Below are 4,716 nucleotides of genomic sequence, written 5' to 3' on the forward strand. Positions count from 1 at the left end.
CGTCCACGCGGCCGGCGCTCAGGGGTACATCGCCGCGGCGAGCGCCCGGGCCTCGGCCTGGTCGGCCTTCAGGATGAAGCCGGCCTTCACCGCCTTCGCCAGCGCCGCGTCGAACGCCTTCAGGTAGTCCTCGCGACCGCCGGGGTAGAGCCGCGCCAGGGTGGCGGCGTCGAACGGCTCGGTCGAGCCGACCAGCCCGGCGAACGGACCGCCCGAGTTCCCGAAGCCGGAAAGCTTGGCGGTGGGGACGTCCTGCCAGGGCGTCCGGATGCCGCCGGTGGCGTTGCCGTTGGCGTCCAGCACCAGCTTGGGCGGCGCCGCCCCCTCGCCTGGCGTGACCGTCAGCCGCGGGCCCGTCGGCGGAGCCTTGCCGGTGCGCACCCAGGCCTCCAGCCCGGCCATCGCCGCCTGGGCCACGTAGTGGTGCTGCGGCGCGCCGTTGATGGGCTTGGCCAGCTTACCCACGATGGTGACCGCCGACGGCTTCCACAGCGGGGCCAGCTTCTCGATCGGCGCCAGGCCCGAGTCGTTGGCCGCCACCTGGAACATGTAGACGTCGGCGTGCGCCGCGCCGGGGATCTGCCAGACGCGGAGCCTGGCGTTGTCGGGCTGCTCGGCCATCCACCAGCCGCCGGGGCTGACCACGTCGGTCTCGGCCAGAAGCGTCATCACCGGCACCCGCAGGTCGGGACGGAAGCGGACGCCGGCCTGCGCCTGCTGCGGCATGGTCCGCGAGGCGTCGACGCCCGGCGCGCCGCCGAAGCGTGAGTGCACGAAGTAGCCGTCGTAGACCTTCGCCATCGGGTCTATGGCGTTGATGTAGGTGGTCATGAAGATCGCCGACTGCGACTCGCCCAGCGCCAGCAGGCGTTTCGGCTTCAGGCCGCCCAGCACATCGGCCTCGCGCACCGCGCGGCCCGCCTGGGTGAAGATGTCGAAGGCGTAGGCGTCGCCGGGGTGGCTGAGCTCGCCATAGCGCGCGGGATTGGCCCGCTTCAGCGCGCCGCCCAGGCCGCCGCCCATGCTGGGCCCGCCCTCGACGCCCACCTTCTGCACCGAGACGCCGACCCAGACGTAGCCCGAGCGCAGCATCTCGCGGTGCGTGAACGACCAAACCGGCCCCACGTCCAGGCCGCCGGTGACGTTCAGCCACTCGACCGCCACCGTGCCGTTGAAGCGCTTGGGATCTGTGGGCCGCACCACCACGATCCGGGTGGCGTAGGGCGCGGTCGCCGCGGGCTCGGCCTGCCAGCGCCCGTCGGGGCCCGCCTCGCCCACCTTGCGGTAGGACTGGGCCGTACCCTTCAGGAAGTACTCCTCGACCGTGTAGCCGACGGTCTTCAGGTCGTACGACGCCAGCGCCAGCACCGGCTGTCCGGGCGTGGCCTTGACCTCGGGGGTCGCGGCCAGGGCGGCCGTGGCCAGACCCAGCACCAACATCACGCCAGCGATCCAGGTCCGCATCCCACGTCTCCCCGACCTTCTTCTCGTCGTCCCGCGCCTCCGTCCGAGGTTGCGGGACCGCCTGACGCTATCTTCCGCCCTGGCCGTCGTCCACGCGGATCACGGTGCCGGTGACCGCCTCCGAGGCCGGTCCCACCAGGTAGAGGAGCGTGGAGTCCAGCTGCGCCGGATCGCCCAGGCGCTGGCGCGGGAAGCGCTTGGTGAGGTCGCCCACCCGGCTCATCATCCCGTCCATCATCTCCGAGGCGAAGGCCCCGGGCGCGATGGCGTTGACGTTGATGTGGTAGCGCGACCACTCCACGCCCAGCACCTCGGCCGAGCGCGCCACCGCGGCCTTGCTCACGGAGTAGAGCGCCGCCCCGCCGCCGCCGTACGAGAAGGCCGCCACCGAGGCGATGTTGACGATCCGACCGGGCTTCTCGGCCGCGATCAGCCGCCGGGCCACCTCGCAGGCCAGGATGAACGGCGCGCGGACGTTGATGTCCAGCACCTGGTCGATCAGCTCCAGCGACATCTTGTGAGCCCGCTGGGCGTCGGGGATGCCGGCGTTGTTGATCAGGATCTGGACCGTGCCGAGCTCCTTCTCGGCGGTTTCCACCGCCGCGATCAGCTGATCGGCCTGGGTCGCGTCCATGGCGATGGGCAGCGCCACGCCGCCCGCGTCGCGGATCTCCTTCGCCAGGGCCTCCAGCTTGTCCACCCGCCGGGCCGCGATGGCGACCTTGGCGCCGCACGCCGCCAGGACCTTGGCGAACCGGTAGCCGAGGCCCGACGACGCGCCGGTGACCAGCGCCACCTGCCCCGTGAGATCGACCGAATTGTTGGGAAGGGGGAAGCTCATGCCTTGGTCCTGCCGCTTGTCGGGATGTCCTTGAACGCCACGTCCTTGTCGACGCGGATGTCGCCGGGCAGGCCCAGGACCCGCTCGCCGATGATGTTGCGCAGGATCTCGTCCGATCCGCCTTCGATCCGCGTCGCCGGCGAGCGCATCAGCATGCCCTGGAAGCGGCCGTTCTGCGGACTGTCCTCGTCCCAGGCGACGCCGGCCTGGCCCTGCAGGTCCAGGGCGAACATCGAGAGGTCCTGCATGTTGGCGCCGGCCACCAGCTTGCCGATGGAGTTCTCCGGCCCCGGCGTCTGGCCCTTGGACAGCGCCGTGATGGCCCGCATGCCGGTGTACTTCAGCCCCGACTGGCGCACGGCGAACTGGGCCAGCTTCGAGCGGACGTTGGAGTCGTCCACCGCGGGCTTCCCGTCGATCTCGGCCTCAAGGCAGTAGCGGAACAGCTCGGGGAAGCCGTTCGACATGCCCGAGCCGATCGACAGGCGCTCGTTCATGAGCGTGGTCAGCGAGACCTCCCAGCCCTGGCCCACCGCGCCCAGCCGCTGGCTGTCGGGGATGCGCACGTCGTTGAAGAAGACCTCGTTGAAGCCCGACTGGCCGTTCGCCTGCTTGATCGGCCGCACCTCGACGCCCGGCGAGTCCATCCGCAGGAAGAACATCGTCAGGCCCTTGTGCTTGGGCACGTTCGGGTCGGTCCGCGTGATCAGCAGGCCCCACTGCGAGTGCTGGGCCCCGCTTGTCCACACCTTCGACCCGTTGATGATCCAGTCGCCCGAGCCGTCCTTGGCCGGCTCGGCCTTGGTGCGCAGGCCGGCGAGGTCCGACCCGCCGGCCGGTTCCGAGAACAGCTGGCACCAGATCTCCTCGCCGCTCGCCAGCGGCGGCAGCAGCTTGCGCTTCCAGTCCTCGCTGGCCCACGTCATCACCGTGGGGCCGCACATGCCGTGGCCGATGATGAAGGGCCCCGAGAGCGCGCCGTAGACGCCCTCCTCCTGGCCGAAGATCACCCGCTCGATCGGCGTGGCGGCGCGGCCGCCGTACTCCTTCGGCCAGTGCAGGCACGCCCAGCCGCCCTCGGCCTTCTTCTTCTGCCAGGCCTTGGAGGCGGCCATCGGATCCTCGCTCTCGATGCCGCTCGAGGCGAAGCTGGCGCGCTTCAGCTCGGCCTCCAGGTGCCTGGGCGCGTTCGCCTCGATCCAGCGCCGCGCCTCGGCGCGGAAGGCGGCTTCTTCGGGGGTGTCGTCGAAGTTCATCGTCTTTGCTCCGTTCAGGCCGCCGCTTCGGCGTTGCCGGCGCTCATGCGTTCGATCAGCAGGCTCTCCCAGGTCGAAAGCGAGCCCAGGGAGAGGGCCAGGGCGTTGGCCCGGCGGTAGTAGAGGTGGCAGTCGAAGGCCCAGGTGAAGCCCATGCCGCCGTGCACCTGGATGTTGTTCTTGGCGCAGTGCTGGAAGGCCGTGGTCGCCGAGACCCGCGCCGTCGCCGCCGCCACCGGCAGCTCCGCGGCCTCGGTCGAGAGCGCCCAGGCGGCGTAGTAGCAGTTCGACCGCGCGAGCGTGGCCGAGACGTACATGTCGGCCAGCATGTGCTTGATGCCCTGGAACGAGCCGATCTGCCGCCCGAACGCCATCCGGTCGAGCGCATAGTCGCGGGCCATCTCCAGCGCGCGGTCCGCGCCGCCCACCTGCTCGTAGGCCATCAGGATCGCCGCCCGGTCGATCACCCGCTCGGTCAGCCCCCAGCCGTCGCCGGCGGCGCCCAGCGGCTCGCCCGGCGCGCCGTCGAAGGTCAGCTTTGCGTAGCTGCGCGTGGGGTCGATCGTCTCGACCGGCGTGCGCGTCACGCCGGGTCCGTTGAGGTCGACCAGGACGAGCTGCAGGCCGCCCGCCGCCTTGGCCAGCACCACCGCCACGTCGGCGACGTCGCCGTCGGGCACGACGATCTTGGTCCCCGAGAGCTTGCCGTTCTGGAAGCCGGCCTTGATCGCCTCCGGCTGGACGCGGCCCGAGGCCTCGACATAGGCGAACGTCCCCACCGCCTCGCCGCTCGCCAGCTTGGGCAGCCACGCCTGCTTCTGCGCCTCGGTCCCCGCCAGCAGCAGGAACTCGGCGCAGAGATAGATCGACGAACTCACCGGCACGGGCGCGATCGCGCGGCCCAGCTCCTCGGCGATCAGGCAGAGTTCCAGATGGCCCAGGCCCATGCCCCCGTAGGCCTCCGGGATCGCCACCCCCAGGACGCCCAGTTCGGCCAGCCCCGCGTAGAGCGCTCGGTCGTACGGCTCGGGCCCCTCCAGGATCGCGCGCGGCGCGCTGGTGGGGCACTTCTCGTCCAGGAAGCGGCGGACCTGCGCCTGCAGCGCCTTCTGGTCGTCGGAAAAGTCGAGGTTCATGGCGAGCTCCGTCGTCTGC

At 71.1% G+C, this 4,716-nt stretch carries 4 protein-coding genes; all 4 read right to left on the reverse strand.

The window, feature by feature from the left end:
* Window positions 1-18: 18 nt before the first annotated feature.
* Entirely contained in the window at window positions 19-1,464 is a 1,446-nt protein-coding gene (locus tag JNK30_RS20370; RefSeq protein ID WP_293485159.1) for an alpha/beta hydrolase domain-containing protein, read from the reverse strand.
* Between the two features lie 67 nt (window positions 1,465-1,531).
* Window positions 1,532-2,305, reverse strand: a complete 774-nt coding sequence (locus tag JNK30_RS20375; protein ID WP_293485161.1) for an SDR family NAD(P)-dependent oxidoreductase — start codon at window positions 2,303-2,305, stop codon at window positions 1,532-1,534.
* Window positions 2,302-3,561: an acyl-CoA dehydrogenase family protein gene (locus JNK30_RS20380; RefSeq protein WP_293485163.1), complete on the reverse strand. Its 1,260-nt coding sequence runs from the start codon at window positions 3,559-3,561 to the stop codon at window positions 2,302-2,304. The genes JNK30_RS20375 and JNK30_RS20380 overlap by 4 nt, the downstream gene beginning before the upstream one ends.
* A gap of 14 nt (window positions 3,562-3,575) precedes the next feature.
* Window positions 3,576-4,716, reverse strand: a 1,141-nt coding sequence (locus JNK30_RS20385; protein ID WP_293485165.1) for an acyl-CoA dehydrogenase family protein, incomplete at its 5' end; no start/stop codon positions are given.

The organism is Phenylobacterium sp. (assembly GCF_016793225.1).
Lineage (GTDB): Bacteria > Pseudomonadota > Alphaproteobacteria > Caulobacterales > Caulobacteraceae > Phenylobacterium.

What these genes read in the sequence shown, in the direction of transcription:
- JNK30_RS20370 (WP_293485159.1), bottom strand. Translation starts at nt 1,464, where the DNA reads ATGCGGACCTGGATCGCTGGCGTGATGTTGGTGCTGGGTCTGGCCACG.
- JNK30_RS20375 (WP_293485161.1), bottom strand. Translation starts at nt 2,305, where the DNA reads ATGAGCTTCCCCCTTCCCAACAATTCGGTCGATCTCACGGGGCAGGTG.
- JNK30_RS20380 (WP_293485163.1), bottom strand. Translation starts at nt 3,561, where the DNA reads ATGAACTTCGACGACACCCCCGAAGAAGCCGCCTTCCGCGCCGAGGCG.